This is a genomic window from Rhizobacter sp. P3_C12, assembly GCF_056402735.1.
In genome coordinates this window covers 1-5,124 of sequence record NZ_JBFUGW010000361.1, presented here as the reverse complement: position 1 = coordinate 5,124, position 5,124 = coordinate 1, and the positions used below count along the sequence as shown (strand labels likewise).

The window sequence follows — 5,124 nt, the reverse complement described above, 5'->3', positions numbered from 1 at the left end:
CACGTGAATCGAAGCCGTAGGGGTTCACGGTGACGCCGGGGGTCTGCGCGAGCGCATCGGTCAGCGTGGTCTGGCCCTTGTCGTCGATCTCCTGGCTGCTGATCACCGAAACGGATTGCGGCACCTCGACCAGCGGCGTGTCGGTCTTGGTGCCGACGCTGGCGCGCTGCGCGACGTAGCCGCCGGCATCGGCGTCGGCGCGGGCGCGCACGGTGAGGGTGGGCAGCGTGGTCTCGGCGGCCGTTGCGGTGGCCGAGGCGGGGCGGACTGCGAAGCCGCCGTTCGGCGAACGGGCCGCTTCAAGGCCGCTGCCGGCCAGCATCTGCTGCAGCGCCTGGGCCGCGCTCAGCCGGCCGCTCACGGCGCGCGAGGTCTTGCCGGCCGTGGCCTCGGCGGCCGCGAGGATCGGCAGGCCGGTCTGGCGCGACAGCTCGTTCAGCGCGGCATCCAGCGGCTGGGCCGGCAGCTGGACCGCGAACTCGGCCTCGGCCTGGGCGGGGGCCTGGGCGAGCGCGTGCGGCACGGCCAGGGGGCCGCTGAAGGCGGCGGCCAACGCGACGACGAGCAGGCGCTGGCGGGGGAGGGAACGCATGGGGGTACTCCAGAGGTTGTGTTGCGTGATGAACGACGAGCCGCTGGCGTGAGGCCACTGAGGGGCCTGGGGCTGGCTTGCGAGCTCTCCGACTGCTTAGACGGATGAGCGGGGGAGAGTGGGACATGGGGCTTGCGTCGCGTGGCGGAGCGGCACACGGGTGTACTTGGCCTGGAACGGGCACGCGGGATTTCCCACTCAATGGGCTTGCGGTCTCTTGGCGCGTTCAGGAGTCCGGAGCGGCCGCATGCGGGCGTGTTCAGATCAATCAGATGAATTTGGAGTTGTGATGCGAAGTGTGTTCAAGAACGTGAAAAAACAGTTCCAGAAAATTGGCTCATCCGGCAAAGAAAAGAAAAAAGACACGGAAAACGCGGTGTTGAGGAAGACAGACCTTCAGAGGAGAAGCGCCCAAGAAACTTTTGAATCCTCTCTCGATACACATTCGAGGTCCAGCATTCGCGAAGAAAAAGATCCCATGTCCACGAGATCTCGAATGTCGACTGCTGAGCAAAATAAGTTTCTATCCAACCGCATGAAAGCATTGATGGATGCAGGTGGCAGTTTTGAGGAGCAACTCATTATTCTTGGCAGCACCATCAAAGATTCTTGTCCTGAAATTTTGGATGAAGTCTTGGTCAAGTTCATGCAGACCCAAATCATTCATTGTGAGAATGTCGCCGCTAACACAGTGGATAGGTCGGTTGTCTGGAAATCCCTGGAAAAATACAATTTACCTGTTCATCAGGCTTTGCCTTTGCCAGGAAAATCTAAACATGGGACCCGTGACTCCAAGGTTCATCCCGCGGAGTCGCCAAAATTTTCCAGGTCTCCAAGAAGGACGGACCGATCCGGCTCAAGGCCGGTCGGCCCAGCACGGGAGCAGGACCACGCATCACCGCTTTCAAGCCTTTTCGAAGGCCTTCGTTCCAAATATAAGAATCTCAGCAACGACGACTTGATGAATGTATTTTCATGGCGTGTAGAGCAGAACCGCCCTGATATTTCAAAGATAGATTTGAAGCAATTTGTAGGCGCCCAGAATGAGGCGTGGAATAAGCATGGTGATTGTCAGATCATCAAGCTCAAGAGTCGATACACTCAAGGCGAGCACGATGTGGTGAATCAAGTGGACAAGGAAAGGTGTTACACAGCTTTCCGCGAGTTGTCTGGAAAATACACTCGCCGGGGCGGTGACGGGGAATACTACTTGGCTCTGCCCAAAGGTGTGACCGAGAAGCAGGCGCAGAAAGAAATTCACGCCTTTGTCCGTAACGAGACACAAAAGAATGGATTTGAGTTTCGCTGGGATAAACCAATGCGGAATAAAATTGGGGGGCTCAGTCAGTATCTTGATGGCGGCGGGGAATTCCACCCCTTGCATTATCGGCGACTCGTCAATGCCTTCGCAAATGACGAGGGGTATAAAAACTGGGAAGGAAACAATTCGGGGCAGACCAGCGGGGAGTGGGATAAAATCGCAGCCGCGCCAGGAAAGACAGACCGCCCTGCGTTCCCGTCGGTGTTCCATGATGAACTTGTCAAACTGCTTTATATCCACGAAGAGAAGACGAAACAGAATGGGAAGCAATATTTCCCGGCAAAGCTCGGGCTTCCTTTCGTAAGGGAATTGATCATTTCCCAGGCGGCGCGCGACGGGACGAAAAATATGAGCGCCGAGGAAGCTGACGCATTCAGGAATCTTAATGGCGCTTTGCAAGATGAAGTGGAAACCGGAAATTTCGATATGGAGGTCTGGAATAAATTCAAGGCCGTCATGCTGAAGAATGACGGTGTCACAGAGGGATTGCGGCAGTATCGCAATCAAAAATGATCGAAGGATGACCTATCGTCGGCTGGCCAGTTCTGCAGTGCCATCCGATCGCATCCGCACCGCCACCGGTAGCACCTGCGGCAGGGCCGCCAGCAACCCGGCCGCATCCCGCACCGGGAAGCGGCCGGTCAGCCGCATCGCGTCGACGCGTGGATCGGTGCTGACGATCGGTGCCGTGCGGTAGGCGTTGACGCTGGCCAGCGCCTCGCGCAGCGGGGTGTCCTGGAAGCTGAGCCAGCCGTCGCGCCAGCCGGCGAGGGCCGCCGCGTCGCCCAGGCGCGGCGGCTGTGCGATGCCGTTGCGGATGTCGAGCAGCTCGCCGGCCGTCAAAACGATCGGCGGGCCGTAGCGGTCCGGGCCTGCATCGTCGGCCGCCTCGCGCGGCGCCACCTGCACCCGCCCGCGTTCGACGCCCACCGTCAGCGCGCCGCCGCGCTCGCGCAGGCTGAACACCGTGCCCAGCACCTCGATGCGCGCGTCGCGCGTCAGCACCTCGAACGGCCGCGCGGCGTCGTGCGCCACGTCGCAGCGCAGTTCACCGCCTTCGAGCTGCACGATGCGGCGCTGCCGATGCAGCCGCACCTCGATCGCGCTGTCGGCGCCGAGCGCCAGCTGCGTTCCCGGCTGGGCATCGGGCAAGCTGACATTGAGCAGCTGCAGCGGCTGCGTGCGGTACGACGCCGTGAACACCGGCGCCTGCCAATACTGCCAACCCAGACGGCCGGCGAGCGCTGCGCCGCCGAGCAGCGCGGCCGCCGACAGCAGCAGGTTGCGCCGCCCAGCGGCGTGTGGGGCGGCGACCGGTTCGTCGAAATGCTCCCTCAGCCCCTCCGACATCCCGCCCAGCATCTGCCAGCGCCGGCGCGCCTCGTCGGCCGCTGCCGCATGTTCGGGCGACGACGCGATCCATTGCCGCAGCCGCGCCAGCGCTCGGCCAGCCGCCGGTTCCGGCTCGACCTCGCTCTTCACGACCAGGTCGAGCGCATGCTCGATCAGCTTCTCGGCCGGAGCCATCGGGCTCATGCCCAATCCTCTGCCAGCGTCGCGCGGAAACTGCTGCGCGGCGACACCGCCGGCGCGTCGATCAATTCCGCCTGCATCTCGGCGAACACCCGCGAGCAATCCAGCGCCGCTCGTACCAGGTGCTTGGCCACCGCCGCCTCGCTGAGCGTCAACCGCCCGGCGATCTCGGTGCGCGTGAACCCATAGGCCCGGAACAGCAGGAACACCTCGCGCCGCAACGGCGGCAGCGATTCGAGCACCCCGATCACGCGCCGCAGCACCTGGCGCTGCGCATGCACGTATTCACACGACGGTGCCGCCGCGTGCAGGCCGAGCGGCGATTGCTCGACGAGCCAGCGCTGCGCCACCTGYCGATGCCGCGCCTCATCGATGCACAGGTTGCGTGCCACGCGAAACAGCAGCGCGCGTGGCGACGCGATGGCCGCCTGAGGGCCATCCCCCAGCGCCTGCACGTACACCCGCTCGAAGCTCGACTGCGCGATGTCGGCCGCGTGCTGCGGATCCCGAAGCTCGCGCGTCAACTGCCGCCGCAGGTCTGCACAGTGGGCCACCAGTTCCTGGATCAGCTCGCGCATGCGTTGGAAGAGCGCTCCGCTCAATGAGAATTGTTCGCATTGAGTGTAGCAAGGTTCGTCGCGATCTCGTTCGAGCGCACCGCGGTGATCGACAGCAGCGTGTCGCTCAGGCCGTGGGTGGTCTCGCAGGCGCCCTGCAGGAACACCGCCGGGCGGAACTCGCGCGGCGCGATCACGCGGTAGTCGCGGTCGACCTGCAGGCGCCCGAGCCACGGCGCCAGCTCGCCGAGCAGCGCGTGGTGCTGCTCGCGCGCATAGCCGGTGGCCAGCACCACCGCGTCGTAGCGCTGGCTGCTCTCGCGCGAAGCGTTCACGTCGAGCAGGTTCAGGTGGATGCCGTCGGCCGCGGCGCGCACGCTCTGGATCTCGTGGCGGCGCAGGAAGCGGTGGCGCTCATCACCGCTCACGCGCTGCTCGTAGAACACCGCGAACATCTGCCGGATCAGGTCCTGGTCGGCGCAGGCGTAGTTGGTGTGGCGGAACTCCGCCAGCATCTCGGCGCGCTGCGCCTCGGGCTGCGCATACACCTGGTCGACGAAGCCGGCGTTGAAGATCTCGTTGACGAACGGGCTGTCGTCAGCCGGCCGGATCGCGCGGGCGCGCATCACCAGGTCGACGCGCGGCGCGTTCGGCCGGCCGTGCAGGTCGATGAACAGCTCGGCCGCGCTCTGGCCCGCGCCGACGATCACGATGCGCTGCGCATCGGCGTGGCCCGCCAGGCCGGCCAGGTAGCCGCTGGAGTGCATCACCCGCGGGTCGCCCTTCAGCGCCCGGAAGGCATCGGGGATGTTGGCGGTGCCGCCGATGCTCACCACCAGGTGGCGCGTGAGCCGCTCGTGCCACTGGCCTGCCGCGTCGCGCGAGCGCACGCGCAGCAGCTGCACCTCGCGGCCGTGCACCTGCGGCAGCACTTCGACCACTTCCTCGCCGTAGACGCAGCTGTCGTCGAACTGCGCCGCGGCCCAGCCGAGGTAGTCGTTGAACTCGCGGCGGCTCGGGTAGAAGGTCTTCAGGTTGATGAAATCCTGCAGCCGGCCGCGCTGGTGCAGGTAGTTCACGAAGGTGAAGCGGCTGGTCGGGTTGCGCAGCGTCGCCAGGTC

At 64.3% G+C, this 5,124-nt stretch carries 5 protein-coding genes; 1 reads left to right on the top strand and 4 read right to left on the bottom strand.

Going from position 1 to position 5,124, the window contains the following annotated elements; translation table 11 throughout:
* Positions 1-592, bottom strand: a 592-nt coding sequence (locus AC1DXV_RS31000; protein ID WP_477937307.1) for an STN domain-containing protein, incomplete at its 3' end; no start/stop codon positions are given.
* A 289-nt stretch (positions 593-881) separates the two neighbouring features.
* On the opposite strand from AC1DXV_RS31000, the gene AC1DXV_RS30995 reads away from it, so the two are divergent.
* Entirely contained in the window at positions 882-2,426 is a 1,545-nt protein-coding gene (locus AC1DXV_RS30995; RefSeq protein ID WP_477937305.1) for a hypothetical protein, read from the top strand.
* Between the two features lie 12 nt (positions 2,427-2,438).
* Here the strand turns inward: AC1DXV_RS30995 and AC1DXV_RS30990 are convergent, their stop codons facing one another.
* The 3 genes from AC1DXV_RS30990 to AC1DXV_RS30980 all read right to left on the bottom strand — a co-directional run.
* Complete coding sequence (locus AC1DXV_RS30990) at positions 2,439-3,449, bottom strand: FecR family protein (protein WP_477937303.1); 1,011 nt, start codon at positions 3,447-3,449, stop codon at positions 2,439-2,441.
* Complete coding sequence (locus AC1DXV_RS30985; protein WP_477937301.1) at positions 3,446-4,024, bottom strand: RNA polymerase sigma factor; 579 nt, start codon at positions 4,022-4,024, stop codon at positions 3,446-3,448. Before AC1DXV_RS30985 ends, AC1DXV_RS30990 begins: the two co-directional genes overlap by 4 nt.
* Before the next feature lie 20 nt (positions 4,025-4,044).
* The coding region (locus AC1DXV_RS30980; RefSeq protein WP_477937299.1) for a SidA/IucD/PvdA family monooxygenase at positions 4,045-5,124 on the bottom strand (1,080 nt) is incomplete at its 5' end.